The following is a 15,840-nucleotide window of genomic DNA, read 5'->3' on the forward strand; positions in this document are numbered from 1 at the left end:
GGTCCGAAGGGGTTACTTGCCGTTATGGCGAAAAGGAATGCTGCGGCTCTCGCCATCTCACGACAAAGGGCGCGGGACACTGGAGTACGTGAGTCGAACCGATGGGGCGAGCAGGCCGAAGCTGGCGCGCAGGGTCGCCGACGCGGCCGAGATCGCGCTGACCGCCAGGAAATACGTGACCTTCATCGACGTGGTGACGGGCCTGCGCTGGCTGCACACCAGGCACGTCGACGTCTGGCGGCAGGGCAGGGCGGCCACGCTGGCCGAGCTGGCCGCCGTCGACGAGGACCGCCTGCTCACCGCCGCCGTCCTGCTGCGGGAGTGGGCCACGGCCAAGGGGCTGCGGCCGGTCGACATGCCGTACGCGGCCGGCACCCGCGACCGCCGCGAGCTGCGTTTCACCTCGAAGGACGGGCAGGACACGTTCCGCGTGCACTGGCTCTCGCCCGATCTCAGCGAGGCCCGCGTGCGGCGGCTCGTCGAGGCGCGGAGCAAACCGCCCGACCTGGTGGCGGTGGCCCCGCTCGACGCCTGGACGTGCGCGGCCTGCGGCGACACCGGCCCCTACCTGATCATGGAGGACGACCGGCCGCACTGCCTCACCTGCACCGACCTCGACCACCTGATGTTCCTGCCGTCGGGCGACGCGGCCCTCAGCCGCCGGGCCAAGCAGGGCAGCGGCCTGTCCGCGGTGGTCGTCCGCTACAACCGGCGGCGCAAGGTCTACCAGCGCATGGGGCTGCTGGTGGAGGAGGCCGCGCTGGCCGCCGCCGAGGAGCGCTGCCTGGCCGACGAGGAGGTACGCCTGCGCCGCAGGGAACGCGACCGCGTACGCAGGGCGGAGCAGGACGTCGAGTTCCAGGCCAGGATGGCGGCCGAGATCGCCAGGTTGTTCCCCCGCTGCCCCGAGCCGCGGGCGCGGGAGATCGCCGAGCACGCCGGCCAGCGTGGCAGCGGCCGGGTCGGCCGGTCGGCGGCGGCCAGAGCGCTCGACGAGAACGCCATCACGCTCGCGGTGATCGCCTCCATCCGGCACCTCGACACCGACTACGACCGGCTGCTGATGTCCGGCGTGCCCCGAATGGAGGCGCGAGACCTGGTCAGAGAGCGCATCGAACACAGGCTCGACGAGTTCCGGGGTAACGTGCGGACATGAGCGACTGGCATGACGTACGTGAGGAGCTGCGCGCGTTCGCCCTCGGGCTGCCCGAGAGCCACGAGGCCCACCCGTGGGGCGAGACGGTGATCAAGGTGAACAAGAAGGTGTTCCTCTTCCTCGGCTTGGAGGAGCAGACCGAGAAGTGGGACCCGACGTTCGGCGTGAAGCTGCTGTCGGAGGCGCACGGCCACGCGCTGACCGTCGAGGGGGCGCAGCCCAGCGGCTACGGGCTCGGCAGGGCGGGCTGGGTGACCGTGCCGTTCCTGTCGGAGCTGCCGGAGACCGAGGTGCTGCTCGACTGGGTGGAGGAGAGCTACCGGGCGATCGCCCCCAAACGCGCGGTCAAGCAGCTCGACGAGGCTAGGTGACGGCCAGCCGCCGCGACCGCCTGGAAGACCGCGATGGAGGTGGCGTTGCCCACCCCGACCTGTCCGGGGCCGGCGCCGATCAGCGGGCCGGCCGGTCGCCGACCGTCACCGGCTGCTCGAACCACCCCGAGTGGTTCCAGCCGCCGACGAGTTGCCCGCCCCACTCTTCCTCGACCGCGCGACGCGCTGCTCGCGAGGGATCGCCGGACCGGGCGGAACGACGGGTTCGCGCGAGACGGCCTGGTCGTGCGGGCTCACGCCGTGAACACCGCGCGCACGGAGCCGAGCCCGTCGATGCGGGCCTCGAACTCGTCCCCGGCCTCGACGGGCACCACGGGGCCGAGCGCGCCGGTCAGCACGACGTCGCCGGCGCGCAGCGCGTACTCCGTGCGGCCCAGCCGGGTGGCCAGCCAGACGGCGGCGTTGAGCGGGTGGCCCAGGCAGTCGGCGCCGGAGCCGGTCGACACCTCCTCGCCGCCCCTGGTCATGGTCATCCCGGCCGCTCGCAGGTCGACCCCTGTCAGGGGGACGGGCGTGCCGCCCAGCACGTACGCCCCGGCGGAGGCGTTGTCGGCGATCGTGTCGGCCAGGGTGATGTCCCAGTCGGCGATGCGGGAGTCGGCGATCTCGATCGCGGGCAGCGCGAACTCCACCGCCCTGATCACGTCGGCCACCGTGAAGGGCCCGCCACTCAGGTCACGGCCGAGGACCAGCGCGACCTCGGCCTCGGCGCGCGGCTGCAGGAACCTGCTCACGGGTACGGGCAGCCCGTCGCAGTAGGACGCGTCGGCGAACAGCATGCCGAAGTCGGGCTGGTCGATGCCCATGCGCTGTTGCAGCACCTTGTTGGTCACGCCGATCTTCCTGCCCGTGAGCCGCCGCCCCTCGTCGAGCGCCCGCCGGGTGTTGATCTCCTGTACGGCGTAGCCGTCGGCGGCCGTACTGACCAGGTCCCTGATGGGCGGGCACGGCTTGCCCGTACGCGCGGCCTCCAGCAGCCGGTCGGCGGCCTGGGAGCGTGCGTCCACGGCCTGTGACCATTCGTCATACATCGGGTTGCTCCAGTTTGATGGTGATCGTGGTGGGTTCAGAGTAGAAGTCGAGCGACTGGGTGCCGCCCTCCCGGCCGATGCCCGACAGCTTCACGCCGCCGAACGGGGTGCGCAGGTCGCGCAGATACCAGGTGTTGACCCAGACGAGCCCGGCCTCCAGGCGCTGCGCCACCCGGTGGGCCCGGTCGAGACCGGTGGTCCAGAGCGTGGCCGCCAGTCCGTAGTCGCTGCTGTTGGCCAGGTCGATCGCCTCTGTCTCGCTGTCGAAGGGCGCGACGTGGCAGACGGGCCCGAAGATCTCTTCCCTATTGAACCTCGACCATTCCGACAAACCTGTCACCACCGTCGGTTCCACGAAATATCCGGAATCGCGGTGGTCGTTGAACGCGGGGACGCCGCCTCCGGTGTGCACCTTGGCTCCCTCCGAGCGGGCCAGGGCGTAGTAGGAGAGCACCCTGTCGCGGTGCTCCAGCGAGATCATCGGCTGCGGCTCGACCTCCTGGGCCCGGCTCGCCAGCCTGGCGCAGAACTCCTCGAAGATCGAGCGCTGCACGTAGAGCCGCTCGGTGCACAGGCAGACCTGGCCGCCGTTGGTGAAGACCGACTCCACGGCGCCGTCGACCGCCCGGTCGAGGTCGCAGTCGTCGAAGACCAGCCCGGCGTTCTTGCCGCCCAGCTCGAACGAGATCGGCTTGACCCGGTCGGCCACCGTCTTCATGATCGTGGCGGCCGTCCTGGTCGAGCCGGTGAACGTCACGCCGTCGACCCCGGGGTGCTCGACGAGGAGCTGACCCGACGCGCCATAGCCGAAGATGACGTTGACCACGCCCGGCGGCAGGCCGGCCTCCGCGCAGATGTCGGCGAACACCGCCGCCGAACCCGGTGTTGCCTCCGAGGGCTTGACCACCACTGTGTTGCCCGCGACGAGCGCGGGGGCCAGTTTCCAGGTCATGAGCAGGAACGGCAGGTTCCACGGCACGATCACGGCGACGACCCCGAGCGGCCTGCGCACGGTGTAACTGAGCACGCCGGACAGGTGGAAGGCCTCGTCGGGGCGCTGGGCGGCGATCTCGGCGAAGGCGCGGAAGTTCGCGATGCCGCGAGGTACTTCGAGCGTGCGGGTCTGTTCGTACGGTTTGCCGGTGTCGGCGATCTCGGCCGCCACCAGGTCGTCGAAGCGGGACTCGATGCCGTCGGCCAGGCGGCGCATCCATCCGGCGCGCTCTCCGACGGGCAGCGCCGCCCAGTCGCGCGCCGCCTCCCTGGCCGCCCGGACCGCACGGTCGACCACCTCCGGGTCGGCCTCGTGCGCCTGCCGCACCACCGTGCCCGTCACGGGATCATGGACGGGGAACGGATTGCCCGCGGCCACCGGCAGGCCACCGATGAAATGGGTCAGCACAACACAATCCTCCATCTCTCTGTATAGATCGCTGTGCGGTCGATGGACCATGGGTGGCCCGGGGACACGGAGCCTTCGATCGCATCGTCTCGGTGGATGACCCTGTCCGGATGGACATCTTCCGGTACCCCTTGATCGCCCGCGATCATGGTCGGATGGCGCGGACGTGGGAATTGTGGGGACCAGTCATTATTGCTGGTACATTTGCGCTCCCCCTGGCCTTGCTAGCAAGCTTGCTTCTCTTCCGCCACCGCACCAGGGCCGGGCATCACACGGCCCTGCGCACCTCCGTCGCCGACGTCGGCATCGTGACCGGGACCACGCCGTGGATCTGGATGATCCTCACTCCGTCCACAGGTCGGACGGGTTTCAGTCTCGTCCCGTTCACCGACCTCGCGGACCTGACCCGGGCGGCGTGGCAGGCGGTGTTGGTCCAGGTCGGGGGCAATCTGCTGGTCTTCGCCGCGCTCGGGGCGCTGCTGCCGGTGCGCAGCCGGGCGATGTCCTCGACAACCCGCGTTGCGGCCGTCGCCGCGGGCTTTTCGGTCCTCGTCGAGGTGCTCCAGTACGCCCTGCGGCTGGGCCGTTTCTCCTCTGTGGACGACGTCATTCTCAACACGACGGGCGCTGTGATCTTCGCTTTGGTTACTCGCCGCTGGTGGGCCGGTCGAGTACCGGCCGTGACCATTTCGCGGTAACGGACCGCTAAAACATCGCGGAATTCACCACACGGGCACGATCCGCTCAAAAGAAGCTCGCGACCGCACCTGTGTATCTGTGCGATCGTGGACAAGACGGGGCAAGTTCTCTGGAGACGCCACTACCTGGTTGGTGACAGAGGGTGATCAAACGTGTCTGAATCCCCGGTACCCCACGAGCCCCCTATCTATCGCCGCATCGCCGACGGCCTCCGCGCCCGGATCCTGTCCGGCGAACTGCGCGACGGGGACCGACTACCGGGCGAGAACGCGCTGATGGCCGAATACGCAATCGCACGGGCGACCGCCAGGCAAGCGCTTGCCGTACTGATCAATGAAGGGTTGGCAGTGCCCAAACGAGGTTCGGGGGTTTACGTGCGACTGTTCAAACCGATCCGCAGGCACGGCTCACGCCGGCTGTCACGCGAGCAGTGGGGTCAGGGACGGGCCATCTGGGACGCCGACGCGCGCGGCCGTCCCTTCGACGTCGACCGGGTGGAGGTGGTGCTGGAGCAGGCGTCCGACGAGGTGGCGAGCGTACTCGACAGCCTGGAGGTCTGGGTGCGCAGGCGGCGCTACTCCGTCGACGGCAGGCCCGTGCAACTGTCCACCTCCTTCTTCCCCGCCCACCTGGTGGAGGGCAGCGCGATCACCCTCCCCCACACCGGCCCGGGCGGGGCCTACGCCAGGCTGGGCGACCTCGGCGTGCCGCCCGCCCACTTCACCGAGGAGGTGCGCGCCCGCATGCCGGCGCCGCGCGAGAGCGCCATGCTGGACCTGCCGGGGGGCACGCCGGTGATCGTGATCGCCCGCACGGCGTACACGTCGGGAGGGTTGCCCGTCGAGGTCAACGAGATGGTGCTGGACTCCGCCGCGTACGTACTCCAGTACGACTTCGATGCCTAGGTCAAGGCGATCTGTCAAGCGGGAAGGTTGACCTGACCGTCACGATCATAGAATTCTCTAGAGAGGTGGAGCATCTTCTAAGGAGATGGAACCTCGCCTGGGGGCCCGGGAAAGGTGGACGGAGATGTCCTTTGACCGACATCTTGCCGAAATAGCCCGGGAGTTCCCTCACTGGACCATCTGGCGGAGCGATGCGGGCCGCTGGTGGGCCACGAGACACCATCCGATCAGCGCGGCGCAGCGCGAGGCCGGATGCGCGATGACCATCGACGCGGACGACCCGGAGGGCCTGCGCGACCAGCTCCGGGACCAGGAGAGAAGGGCCGGCGAGCAGCACTCGTGGCGGGCCGGCCCCGCACCTCCCTGACGCCGGCCGACAGCGACCGGCGCCACCACGAGCAGCCCGGTGCCGGGTCCAGCGTCTCGGCGGCCCCGGCACCGGGCCACCACAGGCACGGAGGGGCCACGAACGCGGAAGCCTCCGACCCTATCGGGGGCGGGGGCTTCCGCTCAGCACCGTCGTCTCCCCGCCACGGCGGGCAGCGGCCCTACTTGTTCACCTCGGACAGACGGATGACGTTCACCTCGGTGTCGTCGGACACCTTGACCTTCTGGGTCTTGTCCGAGTCGTCCTCGTCGACGACGACCCGCACGTCCTCCTGCGGCCCAGCAGGAGCCGGCGCAGGAGCCGGCGCGGGCGTGGTGCCGGACGCCGGGGCAGGCATCGCGCCGGACGCCGGCGCGGGCGGCATCGCGTTGTCGGGGATCAGCGGCCCGGCGGCCGACTCGCTGCGCATGAGGTCGCCGAGCACGGTGCTGACCTCGGTCAGCCGCCGCACGACCTCGGTGTGCGTGTTGGTCAGATATTCGACCCGGCGGCCCGCCTGCTCGTCGAGCGTGGCGGTGCGCTGCCTGGCCGACTCCAGCATCGAGTCGGCTTCCTCTCGTGCGCCCGTCACCAGCTGCTCGGCCTGCGCGTTGGCGTCCTGCAGCAGCTGGTCCGACTGTGTCTGGGCCGCCGCGAGCACCCGTTCCGACTCGGCCTTGGCCGCTCTGAGCGCCTCTTCCGCCTCGTTGCGGGCCGCCGTGAGCTGCTCCTCCGCGTCGGCGCCCGCCTGGGCCAGCATCCGCTCCGCCGACTGCGTGGCCTCGTTCACCCGCCGCTCGGCCTCGGTCTGGGCGGAGGAAAGGATCTTGTCGGCGGTTTCGCGGGACGTCGTCACCAGGCGCTCGGCCTCCGACTTGGCCCCGTCGCGCACGCTGGCGGCCTCGGCCTCGGCGTCTTCACGCTTGGCCGCGGCCTCCTCCTCGCCCAACCGCAGGATCTGCGCGAGGCGAGGGCTGAGGTCCTCATAACTCTGTGGCGTCTCGACCATGCGGCGCCTGGCCTCCGCCAGCTCGATACGGCCCTGCTCGGCCTGATCGATCGCGCGCGCCAGCCGCTCTTCAAGATCACGTACCTGGTTTCGGACACGGACCATGTAGTCGTGAACCTGACGGCGGTTGTAGCCGCGCATCACGACTTCGAAGGTGTCCTCTTGCATCAGATCGGGGAGGCTCTCGTGCTGGTTTGTCATGGGGGTACCTAAGGGTGGTTTGCGTGAGGCGGGGGAAAACTGCGGGTTGTGAGGGTTCGGCAACGAGACGTCAGGAAACGACTTTCCTGCCATCTGCCCACGTCCGCAACCCGAACGCCATACCCGGAGCAGGAATTACGATGTGACGGATGTACATAGCAGCGTTGGATAACGGGGCAGCTCCGGACATTCATCCCGAGGCGTACATCGCGCCTGGGGCCGTGGTCGTGGGCAGCGTGCGGGTGGGCCGAGCGTCCAGCATCTGGTACGGCTCCGTTCTCCGGGGTGACGACGAGCGGATCGAAATCGGCGAAAAGTGCAACGTACAGGATCTGTGTTGCCTGCACGCCGACCCGGGTGAGCCGGCGATCCTCGAAGACCGGGTGAGCCTCGGCCACAAGGCCATGGTCCACGGCGCTCACGTCGAGTCGGGCGCGCTGATCGGCATCGGCGCGATCGTGCTGGGCGGCGCCCGCGTCGGAGCGGGCACCCTCGTGGCGGCGGGGGCGCTGGTCGGGCCCGGCAAGAAGATCCCCTCGGGCGTGCTGGTCGCCGGCGTGCCCGGGAAGATCGTGCGCGAGCTCACCGACGGCGACCGCGACTCCTTCGCCCGCACGCCGGACAACTACGCGGCCAAGGCACTCAGGCACCGGACGGCGTCATCGCTTTGATCAGCACCTCGTCCGTCACCGACGCGTTGTTCAGCGGGTCGGCGTAGTCGGGCAGCTCCGGCCGCAGGAAACGCACATAGTCGACGGTCAGCTTGAGGTCGGGCTGACCCGTGACCTGCTTGGCGTTGCCCTTGTCCGCGTCCTTCTTCAGCGTGTTGTAGCTGTCCCAGTCGGTGTAGGCGGTGATGCCCCACTGCAGCACGTCGGGGAGGGTGGACGGCCAGCGCTGCCCCACCTTCCACGTGCCCTTCTCCTCCTTGTAGAGCGCGACGAACACGCGGCCGACCCGGGCCAGCACGAGCTCGACCCAGCCGTCCTTGACGGCCAGCTCCTCCGGCTTGGAGCTGCCGTCCTTGGTGTACTTCACCTCGATCTGGCCGGGCTTCTCGGCGGTGCCGGTGGTGATCGACACCCAGTTGGGCTTGGCGTACGAGCCGGGCTGGCGGGCCATCAGGCCGCCGAGCGAGAACTTGCGCTTCGGCCGGCCGCCCGCCTTGCCCTCGACCTTGACCCTGGCGTGCATGACGATGTCGCCGGCCAGCTCCTGGTAGACGAAGGGGCCGCGGAAGCCGTCGAACCAGGCCGAGGTCTTGGGCTCCATGTAGAGCGAGCCCTTCGCGGTCTTGTCGACGTCGAGCTTGGCGATCCGGTCGATGTCCTTCTCGGTCTTGCTCAGCTTGGTCCACATCGACAGGTCGGCGGCGTCGTTGAACTCCGTCGTGGCCTCGCCCACCTCACCGCCGGGCGCCGGCGGCGTGGCGTTCTCCAGCGTGAGCACGCCGGGCCCGGTCGGCGACGGCGGCGCCGCCGCGCCCGTGCCGCAGCCGGAGAGCACGCCTACGATCGCCAGCACCCCTGCTACCTTCGCCCTCATACTGGAACATTCTGCCGTGAAAAGCCGATGGATAAGCCGGGTACGGCCAGTACGATGACGGCCGTGCGACCTTGGGATGTGTTCACCTCCGCGGAGGCCGAGATCCGGGCGATGGTCGCAGACCCACGCTGGCAGGCGCTTTCGCCGCCCGACCGCGCCCACGTCCTGGCGGCCAGGATCCTCGTGACCCCCGACGGCGACAGGTGGCTCTTCGGCGCCCACGCCCGGTGGCACCTGCACGATCCCGCCGACGGCCGCTGGCTCCTCGCGCCGCCGCCGCGCGGCACGCGGGCGCGTCAGGTGGGCCATCCCGCGGCGGTGCTGCCCGACGAGGTGATCCCGGAGGGCTCCGACTTCCACGCGGAGCCGGGCTCGACCCAGGCGTTCATCGGCCCGGACGTGTCCGAGAGCCTCACGGAACGGGTGCGGGTGCTGCTGCGGGCCGGCGGGCGCAGGTCGGAGCTCGACTACCCGCTGACCGCCTTCGGCGAGATCTTCGCCTCCGACGTGCCGAGCACCGTCGCCGCCGTCTGGGGCACGATCATGTGGTGCGCGTACGCGCCGGCGTTCGACGGCAACGAGCGGCTCATCACGGTGTTCGGCGAATATCTGTGCCGCCCGCTGCCCGGGGACGAGTGGGTGCGCTGGCTGCCCGCGCCGCCGCTGCTCGACCTCACCACCCTCGTGGCCGAACGGCTGCGGGCGGGCCGGCCGAAGGCCGCGCTCAGACTGGCGGCCGTGATGGCCGACACGGCGCAGATCCTGCTCTCCGACACCCGGTTCAGGCCGCGGGCGCTCGCCCTGCTCACGATGGTCGAGCCCATGCTGCGCCACCAGGGCATCGACGACGCACACGTGGACGAGGAGATCCTGCGCCAGGCGTGGTTGCGGCGCCGCCCCGCGCGGCTGGCCCGGGCGACGCTCGTGGAGAGCGACCCCGCGGCGCACTTCTCGCACTCGGTCTACGACCTCGTGGACACGCTGCGGTTCACGCCCCACCCGCCGGCGGCCGCGGCGGCACTCCTCGCCGACCTGTCCGACTCCCAGGGAGTGCTGCCCGGGCTGCTGGACCACCGGCTCAGGATGGCGTACGACGAACTGGCGCGGGCCGGGATCACCGGCACCTCGGCGAGGGAGCAGACCGAGCCCGACGGCTTCCCCGTACAGGGGCGGCCCGGCGGGGTGTCGACGGCGCCCGCGCCGGTGGCCGAGATCGCGCCACCCGACCGCGGGAGCACGGCGGCGGTGCTGGGGGCCGCGTACGCCATGGGGCTGGCGTGGAGCAGGCTGACGGGGGCCAAGCTGCCGGAGCGGGGGCTGGCGGGACAGGCGGCACTCGTGCGTAAGATCATTCACCAGCGCGACGATCGTCACACAGGTCACACGTAAAGCACTAATGCCGATATTTCACCCTAACTCCGCCTATATCGTTCCATCACTTGCGATAACAGGAAATTCGCTGAATTGTGATCTGCGCCTCGGGAAATGATCCCCCTGGGGCCCCCATGGCGCGGAAAGGAATGACCCCGATGGGCCATGTCGCCTGAAGGGTCTTCGCCGTAACCTCGAAGAGGGTGTGGGCTGCGGAAGGAAAGGACGACGCGGTGGGGCACAACGACCTGGACTCTCGGGTCCACGACCGTGTCGCGTTGGACGAGATTGCGCTCTACGCCGAGGTGCTCACCGCCGTGGCAGTCAGTGAACGGCGGCTGACCTTGGACGAACTCGACGACGCGCTCGGATTGCGGACTTCAGCGAGTCACTAGTAAAGATCATTTAATTTCTGGCCCCGGGAACCGGGTTCCTGACTCCTCCGAGTCCGGGACGATGGTTTCCGGGGTTTCACATAACTAGTCATCCCGCCACCCGTCTCCTACGTACGGACGAGGTCCCCATTACGTACGGACTAGCCTCCATCGGTCCCTACGAGCGGACGAGGCGGGCGATCGCCGCCGAGGCCTCCTTCACCTTCGCCTCGGCCTCCGGGCCGCCGTTGTTGATCGCGTCGGCCACGCAGTGGGAGATGTGCTCCTCCAGCAGCCCCAGCGCCACCGCCTGCAGCGCGCGCGTGGCCGCGGAGACCTGGGTGAGCACGTCGATGCAGTAGGCATCGTCGTCCACCATGCGCTGCAGGCCCCGGATCTGCCCCTCGATCCGCCTGAGTCGCGTCAGATAGGCCTGCTTGTCTCCGCTGTACCCATGCATGCTTCTACGGTACCCGTAACCCGTATAGCCGGGCCGCGCCGCGAACCTCACCTGAGGCCGGCGATCAGCTTCTCCCACTGGTCGGCGACCTCGTCGGCCGCGTGGCGCACCGCGGTGTCGAGCGCGCCCGCGGCGAGGGAACGCCGCCTGCGCTCGTCGTCGATCAGCGCCAGCAGCGCCACCGCGAACGGCTGCGGGTCGGCCTCGACGTCGGGCACCAGCACGCCGTTATAGCCCGTCGCGACGAACTCCTTCGCCCCCCTGGCCCCTTCGAGCGCCACCACGGGCACCCCGCAGCCCATGGCCTCCAGCACCGTCATGCCGAGATCGTCTCCGCGCGAGGCGCTGGCCACGATCGACGCCTTGGCGAACTCGCCGGCCAGGTCGGGGGTCGTGCCCATGAAGTAGACGTGGTTGTGCAGGCCGAGTTCGCTGACGAGGACGCGCAGCCGCCGCTCCTCAGGGCCGCCGCCGTAGAGCCGCAGCGCCCAGTCGGGCCGCTTGTCCACGATGATGGCGAACGCCCTGATGAGCCGGTCGTACGCCTTGACCGCCACCAGGCGCCCGCCGGCCGCAACGATCCTGTTGTCCATCCGCGAGCGCGGCCACGGCCCGGCGGGCAGCGCGTCCAGCAGGGCGTGCACGGGCGGCCCTCCGCTGAGGAGCTTCGCCCACTCCTCCTGGGCGGAGTCCGTGGCCGTCACGACGGCGTTGAGGCGCGGGTAGAAGCGTTGGACGGGACCCGGCACGGCCGGCCTGCCCCACTCCCTGGCGATCTTGAGGATCTCGCGCGGCGCGTGCTTGGCGGCCTGCACGCTCAGCCCCGGCCTGGTGGTGATGAGGATGTCGGTCCTGAGATTGCGCAACATCCGCCAGAGCGCCACCTCGGTGCGCACCTGGCCGCGCGGCAGCAGATGCCTGACCCCCGGTCTGGCGTCGATCACGCTGCGCATGGACACGCCGGGGCCGACGGGGAAGAACGGTTTCTCCTTCTGCCGCCTGACGCTGATCACCTCGACGTCGTGGCGTTCGGCGAGGGCGGTGGCGAGGTTGAGCGTGGCGCGCACGTCGCCGCGCATGCCGTACGCGGACGTGAGGACCAGGCTGACCTTCATCCGCCCACCTCGATCCGCAGCTCGTCGTCAGAGGTGTAGCAGGGTCTGATCGGCACGCCGTCGACCGTGGCCGACGGATAGTGCAGCCGCCGTCGTTTTCCGTCGACGTCGTCGAGCCGCGCCCCCAGCTTCATCGGCGTGGCCACTCCCTCCACCCGGAGCGCCGGTTCCCACGAGCCGAAGCTCGCGGGATCCTCCCCCTCCTGGTGGTCGGCCGCCAGGACGTCGACGAGCGAGACGGCCGCGTGGAAGCGCACGCCCTGCACGGTGGCCGTGGCCGACACCCGTGCGCTCGTGTGCCTGCGGTCGAGGGTCAGCATCGCCTCGTGGCGGCAGTCGTCGTCCTCCAGCCCGGTGTAGGCCAGCAGGCCCATCACCTCGAAGCGGCCTTCCCTGAACCAGATGGCCCGCACCTCGGCCACCGGCTCCGCCTCGGAGATCTTCAGCGCCAGGTAGCCGTTGCGGGTGCGGTAGGAGCGGTAGGCGAGGGTGCGCCTGCACAGCGCGTACGCGTCGAGATGGTCGAGGGAGAAGCCGGGATCGACGCTGCGGAGCCTGACCCGTTTGCCGTCGTGGCGCAGATAGGCGTCCCAGCGTCCGGCGCTGAGCTCCAGCGGCGCGAGCGAGACCGCGAGCGTGGCCTCGCGTGCCCGCGCGCCTGGTGTGCCGAGCAGCACGTCGCGTTCCACCCCCGTGGTGCGGTGCCTCAACACCAGTTCGGTGCCGTCCTGCAGTGGTTCGTCGATGGCGAGCCGGAGAGAGAGAACGTCGGCCAGAGTGACTTCGGCGTCCGTCACCACGACGCCCATCACGAGCCCCCTCCCCGTCGAATAGAGCCATGCGACGTTGAGGTTACCGTGATTTTCCCGTTATGTGGATGCCAGATTTGCTGCCCCCACCCCTATTGACGTGCGGAACTCCTCCACAAGGGCTGTGGAGGAGTCCGACTTGGGATGGTCAGGAAGCGTCCTTGACCGATTTGATCAACAGCTGGGCGACGTCCACGACTTCGAGCGATTCCTTGGCTTCACCACTGTTCTTCTTCTCGCTGATGGCGTCGCCGAGCATCACCATGCAGAACGGGCACGCGGTCGAGACGGTGTCAGGATCGGTGGTCAGAGCCTCGTCGACGCGCTCGGTGTTGATGCGCTTGCCGATCCGCTCCTCCATCCACATGCGGGCGCCGCCGGCGCCGCAGCAGAAGCCGCGGTCCTTGTGGCGGTGCATCTCCTGCGTCTTGACGCCCGGCACCTTCGCCATGATGTCGCGGGGTTGTGAATAGACCTTGTTGTGGCGGCCGAGGAAGCACGGGTCGTGGTAAGTGATCTTCTCCTCGATGGGCGTGACGGGGGTGAGCAGGCCCTCGTCCACCAGCTTCGCCAGCAGCTGCGTGTGGTGCACGACCTCGTACGTGCCGCCCAGTTGCGGATATTCGTTGGCCAGGGTGTTGAAGCAGTGGGGACAGGTCGCCACGATCTTCTTCACGCCCGCGTCGTTGAGCGTCTCGATGTTCTGCTGGGCGAGCATGTTGAACAGATATTCCATGCCGAGGCGCCGGGCCGGGTCGCCGGTGCACGCCTCCATCGGGCCGAGCACCGCGAATTTCACGCCCGCGATGTGCAGCAGCTCCGCCACGGCCTTGGTGGTCTTCTTGGCGCGGTCCTCGAGCGCGCCCGCGCAGCCCACCCAGAACAGGTATTCGGCGTCGGCGGGCATCGTGTCCTCTACCACCTCGACCTCGAAGTCGAGCTCCTCGATCCAGTCGGCCCGCTTCATCTCGGACATGCCCCACGGGTTGCCCTTGTTCTCCAGGTTCTTCACCATCACCCCCGCCTCGGACGGGAACGACGACTCGACCATCGCCTGGTAGCGGCGCATGTCGAGGATGTGGTCGATGTGCTCGATGTCCACGGGGCACTGCTCGACGCAGGCGCCGCAGTTGGTGCACGACCAGATCACGTCGGGGTGGATCACACCCTCCTCGCCCACCAGCGGCTTCTCCAGCAGCGCCAGCACGTCGGTGTCCTTGTGCTGCTGCCCGGCCTCGGCGGCCATCAGGTAGGGGGCCGCCGCGAAGGCGTGGTCGCGCTGGTCGAGGATGAGCATCTTCGGCGACAGCGGCTTGTCGGTGTTCCAGGCGGGGCACTGCGACTGGCAGCGGCCGCACTCCGTACAGGAGTAGAAGTCGAGGAAACCCTTCCACGTGGTGTCGGCGATCTTGCCGCGGCCGAGCCGCTCGGGGTCGAGGTCCTCGTCCTCGAAGTCGACCGGCTTGCCGTCGACGCGCATCTCGACCGCCGCGCCCATGGCGTCGGGACGCCGGGAGAAGAGCACGTTGAGCGGCGCGGTGAAGATGTGCAGGTGCTTGGAGTTCACCACGATGACCAGGAACACCAGCATGAAGCCGATGTGCAGGAGAAGGCCGATCTCCTCCAGCAGCGTGCTGCGCGGCAGCACGTCGCCGAGCGCGAGCGAGACGAACGCCCCCGAGGAGTAGGGGAAGTTGCCGTTGGCGGCGGCCGCGCCGCGGGCCAGGAAGAGCGTCCAGATGATGTTGAAGATCATGAACAGGACGAGCCACGCGCCGCCGAGGTGGGACCCGGAGAAACGGGACCGGCGGCCGAGCGCCTTCGGGGAGTTCTTGATCCTGATGGCCGCGAAGGCGACCAGGCCGAGCAGGCAGGCCACCGCGATGAAGTCCTGCAGGAAGCCGAGCGCGCCCCACGTGCCGATGAGCGGGATGTGGAAGTCGGGCGTGCCGGTGATCGCCCCCTGGATGATCGCGCCGTACGCCTCGACGTAGACGGTCAGCAGGATGAAGAACGCCCACATGACGAAGAAGTGGGCGACGCCCGACGCGGTCCACTTGAGCAGCTTGCGCTGACCGAACACCTCGACGAGCTGCGCCTTGATCTCGTCGGCCACGTGCGTCCTGGCGTACTCGACGCGCTCGGGCGCAGGTGGCCCCACGGTCGCGAGCTTGTACAGGAACAGCACCCGGCGGCCGGCGACGGCCACCGCCAGGACGGTCATGACAAGCCCGATGATGGCTACCCAGAGCACGGGGTCCTCCCACAGACGACGTTGGCTGTCAGCGTACGGTCACTCGCTTCGCAGCCCTCCACTGCGATCCTACCCACGGGTAACATTGCTGTGGTACGCGACATACCCTATGGTCACCGCCGCTGACAGAACAATGCTCTACCCTGTGAAGTACCTCTGGATCGTCGGCGCCAGCAACTCGACCAGCTCGTCATGACTCGCGCTCGCCAGCGGCTCCAGCCCGATCACATAGCGCCCCATGATCACGCCGAACATCTGGGCGAAGGCCGCCTCGATCCGCAGATGCGGCACCTGGAGACGGTCGGCCACCTGGTGGAGCAGCGCGTTCGCGATGAACTCACGGAACATCACCCGCACCCGGTCGTTGGTCATGGCCGAGCGGATGAGCGCCACCATCGGCTCGCGGGTCTCCGGCGTGGCGGTCACCTCCAGGAGCATCCTGACGAGCCGCTCGCCGAGCTCCTCGCGCGGGCCGGCGAGCAGCAGGGGGACGACCACCTCCGGCGTGATCGGCAGCTGCATGGCCGCCGCGAACATGCCTTCCTTGGTGTCGAAATAGTGATGCACCAGGGCCGGGTCGACCCCCGCCTCCCTGGCGATGCCGCGTACGGTCGCCTTGTCGAAGCCCTTCTCCGCGAACACCTTCCTGGCCGCCGCCAGGATCTCGCCCCGCGTGTCGGCGGAGCCCGGCCTGCGCCCGGGCCGGCGCCTGACCGTCTTCTCCTCCGAGGCCCTCCCCCGCTTCAAACC

17 protein-coding genes are annotated in these 15,840 nt (G+C 69.2%); 8 read left to right on the forward strand and 9 right to left on the reverse strand.

Features of this window, described 5'->3' with window-relative positions; genetic code table 11:
- Positions 1 to 88 precede the first annotated feature (88 nt).
- Positions 89 to 1,156: a DUF2293 domain-containing protein gene (locus E1267_RS21370; RefSeq protein ID WP_246064107.1), complete on the forward strand. Its 1,068-nt coding sequence runs from the start codon at positions 89 to 91 to the stop codon at positions 1,154 to 1,156.
- Positions 1,153 to 1,527 (forward strand): MmcQ/YjbR family DNA-binding protein, encoded by a 375-nt coding sequence (locus E1267_RS21375; RefSeq protein ID WP_132334365.1) that lies wholly within the window; start codon positions 1,153 to 1,155, stop codon positions 1,525 to 1,527. The genes E1267_RS21370 and E1267_RS21375 overlap by 4 nt, the downstream gene beginning before the upstream one ends.
- A gap of 254 nt (positions 1,528 to 1,781) precedes the next feature.
- Here the strand turns inward: E1267_RS21375 and E1267_RS21385 are convergent, their stop codons facing one another.
- Entirely contained in the window at positions 1,782 to 2,579 is a 798-nt protein-coding gene (locus tag E1267_RS21385) for a 2-keto-4-pentenoate hydratase (RefSeq protein WP_132334366.1), read from the reverse strand.
- Positions 2,572 to 3,981 carry an aldehyde dehydrogenase family protein gene (locus E1267_RS21390; protein WP_246064109.1) on the reverse strand — a complete coding sequence of 470 codons (1,410 nt, stop codon included), beginning with the start codon at positions 3,979 to 3,981 and terminating at the stop codon, positions 2,572 to 2,574. The genes E1267_RS21385 and E1267_RS21390 overlap by 8 nt, the downstream gene beginning before the upstream one ends.
- 110 nt (positions 3,982 to 4,091) lie before the next feature.
- Here E1267_RS21390 and E1267_RS21395 point away from each other — a divergent pair, with 110 nt between their 5' ends.
- From E1267_RS21395 to E1267_RS21405, 3 genes are all read left to right on the forward strand, one after another.
- A complete protein-coding gene (locus E1267_RS21395; protein ID WP_220449597.1) occupies positions 4,092 to 4,679 on the forward strand; it encodes a VanZ family protein in 588 nt (195 codons plus the stop codon).
- Positions 4,680 to 4,832: 153 nt separating this feature from the next.
- A complete protein-coding gene (locus E1267_RS21400; RefSeq protein WP_132334368.1) occupies positions 4,833 to 5,585 on the forward strand; it encodes a GntR family transcriptional regulator in 753 nt (250 codons plus the stop codon).
- 124 nt (positions 5,586 to 5,709) lie between these two features.
- On the forward strand, positions 5,710 to 5,952 hold the full coding sequence (locus E1267_RS21405; RefSeq protein ID WP_132334369.1) for a hypothetical protein: 243 nt from the start codon (positions 5,710 to 5,712) through the stop codon (positions 5,950 to 5,952).
- 181 nt (positions 5,953 to 6,133) lie between these two features.
- On the opposite strand, the gene E1267_RS21410 is transcribed toward E1267_RS21405, so the two are convergent.
- Positions 6,134 to 7,162: a hypothetical protein gene (locus E1267_RS21410; protein WP_132334370.1), complete on the reverse strand. Its 1,029-nt coding sequence runs from the start codon at positions 7,160 to 7,162 to the stop codon at positions 6,134 to 6,136.
- Positions 7,163 to 7,311: 149 nt separating this feature from the next.
- Between E1267_RS21410 and E1267_RS21415 the strand changes: the two genes are divergently transcribed.
- Positions 7,312 to 7,833 carry a gamma carbonic anhydrase family protein gene (locus E1267_RS21415; protein ID WP_132334371.1) on the forward strand — a complete coding sequence of 174 codons (522 nt, stop codon included), beginning with the start codon at positions 7,312 to 7,314 and terminating at the stop codon, positions 7,831 to 7,833.
- Here the strand turns inward: E1267_RS21415 and E1267_RS21420 are convergent.
- Positions 7,805 to 8,686: a DUF1349 domain-containing protein gene (locus E1267_RS21420; RefSeq protein ID WP_132334372.1), complete on the reverse strand. Its 882-nt coding sequence runs from the start codon at positions 8,684 to 8,686 to the stop codon at positions 7,805 to 7,807. The two genes, E1267_RS21415 and E1267_RS21420, sit on opposite strands and share 29 nt — an antisense overlap.
- A gap of 75 nt (positions 8,687 to 8,761) precedes the next feature.
- Here E1267_RS21420 and E1267_RS21425 point away from each other — a divergent pair, with 75 nt between their 5' ends.
- Both E1267_RS21425 and E1267_RS44480 read left to right on the forward strand, forming a co-directional pair.
- Positions 8,762 to 10,096 (forward strand): hypothetical protein, encoded by a 1,335-nt coding sequence (locus E1267_RS21425; protein WP_132334373.1) that lies wholly within the window; start codon positions 8,762 to 8,764, stop codon positions 10,094 to 10,096.
- A gap of 215 nt (positions 10,097 to 10,311) precedes the next feature.
- Positions 10,312 to 10,473 (forward strand): hypothetical protein, encoded by a 162-nt coding sequence (locus E1267_RS44480; protein ID WP_165959714.1) that lies wholly within the window; start codon positions 10,312 to 10,314, stop codon positions 10,471 to 10,473.
- 157 nt (positions 10,474 to 10,630) lie between these two features.
- On the opposite strand, the gene E1267_RS21430 is transcribed toward E1267_RS44480, so the two are convergent.
- The 5 genes from E1267_RS21430 to E1267_RS21450 all read right to left on the reverse strand — a co-directional run bounded on the left by E1267_RS21430 (position 10,631) and on the right by E1267_RS21450 (position 15,837).
- Positions 10,631 to 10,912 (reverse strand): metal-sensitive transcriptional regulator, encoded by a 282-nt coding sequence (locus E1267_RS21430; RefSeq protein ID WP_132334374.1) that lies wholly within the window; start codon positions 10,910 to 10,912, stop codon positions 10,631 to 10,633.
- Between the two features lie 47 nt (positions 10,913 to 10,959).
- On the reverse strand, positions 10,960 to 12,027 hold the full coding sequence (locus E1267_RS21435) for a glycosyltransferase (protein WP_132334375.1): 1,068 nt from the start codon (positions 12,025 to 12,027) through the stop codon (positions 10,960 to 10,962).
- A complete protein-coding gene (locus tag E1267_RS21440) occupies positions 12,024 to 12,836 on the reverse strand; it encodes a hypothetical protein (RefSeq protein ID WP_132334379.1) in 813 nt (270 codons plus the stop codon). Before E1267_RS21440 ends, E1267_RS21435 begins: the two co-directional genes overlap by 4 nt.
- Before the next feature lie 148 nt (positions 12,837 to 12,984).
- Positions 12,985 to 15,090 (reverse strand): (Fe-S)-binding protein, encoded by a 2,106-nt coding sequence (locus tag E1267_RS21445; RefSeq protein ID WP_132334376.1) that lies wholly within the window; start codon positions 15,088 to 15,090, stop codon positions 12,985 to 12,987.
- Between the two features lie 138 nt (positions 15,091 to 15,228).
- Positions 15,229 to 15,837 carry a TetR/AcrR family transcriptional regulator gene (locus tag E1267_RS21450; protein ID WP_132334380.1) on the reverse strand — a complete coding sequence of 203 codons (609 nt, stop codon included), beginning with the start codon at positions 15,835 to 15,837 and terminating at the stop codon, positions 15,229 to 15,231.
- Positions 15,838 to 15,840: the final 3 nt, after the last annotated feature.

This window comes from Nonomuraea longispora, assembly GCF_004348345.1.
GTDB classification, from domain to species: Bacteria; Actinomycetota; Actinomycetes; order Streptosporangiales; family Streptosporangiaceae; genus Nonomuraea; species Nonomuraea longispora.

Excerpts from the sequence above, each read along its gene's own strand:
- E1267_RS21425 (WP_132334373.1), top strand. The coding sequence starts at position 8,762 with ATGACGGCCGTGCGACCTTGGGATGTGTTCACCTCCGCGGAGGCCGAG.
- E1267_RS21385 (WP_132334366.1), bottom strand. The coding sequence starts at position 2,579 with ATGTATGACGAATGGTCACAGGCCGTGGACGCACGCTCCCAGGCCGCC.
- E1267_RS21410 (WP_132334370.1), bottom strand. The coding sequence starts at position 7,162 with ATGACAAACCAGCACGAGAGCCTCCCCGATCTGATGCAAGAGGACACC.
- E1267_RS21440 (WP_132334379.1), bottom strand. The coding sequence starts at position 12,836 with ATGGGCGTCGTGGTGACGGACGCCGAAGTCACTCTGGCCGACGTTCTC.
- E1267_RS21395 (WP_220449597.1), top strand. The coding sequence starts at position 4,092 with ATGGACATCTTCCGGTACCCCTTGATCGCCCGCGATCATGGTCGGATG.
- E1267_RS21405 (WP_132334369.1), top strand. The coding sequence starts at position 5,710 with ATGTCCTTTGACCGACATCTTGCCGAAATAGCCCGGGAGTTCCCTCAC.
- E1267_RS21430 (WP_132334374.1), bottom strand. The coding sequence starts at position 10,912 with ATGCATGGGTACAGCGGAGACAAGCAGGCCTATCTGACGCGACTCAGG.
- E1267_RS21415 (WP_132334371.1), top strand. The coding sequence starts at position 7,312 with ATGTACATAGCAGCGTTGGATAACGGGGCAGCTCCGGACATTCATCCC.
- E1267_RS21435 (WP_132334375.1), bottom strand. The coding sequence starts at position 12,027 with ATGAAGGTCAGCCTGGTCCTCACGTCCGCGTACGGCATGCGCGGCGAC.
- E1267_RS21375 (WP_132334365.1), top strand. The coding sequence starts at position 1,153 with ATGAGCGACTGGCATGACGTACGTGAGGAGCTGCGCGCGTTCGCCCTC.